This is a genomic window from Saccharothrix sp. ST-888, assembly GCF_000955975.1.
Classification (GTDB): Bacteria; Actinomycetota; Actinomycetes; order Streptomycetales; family Streptomycetaceae; genus Kitasatospora.
Genome location: NZ_JYJF01000800.1, coordinates 1 through 323 on the forward strand (window position 1 = coordinate 1; position 323 = coordinate 323).

Genomic DNA, 323 nt, shown 5'->3' on the forward strand with positions numbered 1-323 from the left:
ACCCAAAACCAGGACAACAACACAGGCCCGACGACCCACACCAACACCACTAACGACACGAACGGCCAGAGTACCAACAACAACAACGATAGCAAGAACAACTGCAGGGGTGAGAAGAACAACAACAATGACAACAACAACGGCCGGGGGGGCAACAACAACAACAATAGCAACAACAACGGGAGTGGCGGGACTAACAACAACAACAACAACGATGGCAGCGGCGCTCACAACAACAACAACAATAACAACAACAACGGGGGTGGCGGGGCGAACAACAACAACAATAACAACAACAACGGTGGTGGCGGGGCGAACAACAA

1 protein-coding gene is annotated in these 323 nt (G+C 51.4%); it reads right to left on the minus strand.

What is annotated here, in order from left to right:
* Positions 1-231, minus strand: a 231-nt coding sequence (locus UK12_RS44115; RefSeq protein WP_231591518.1) for a hypothetical protein, incomplete at its 3' end; no start/stop codon positions are given.
* Positions 232-323 lie beyond the last annotated feature (92 nt).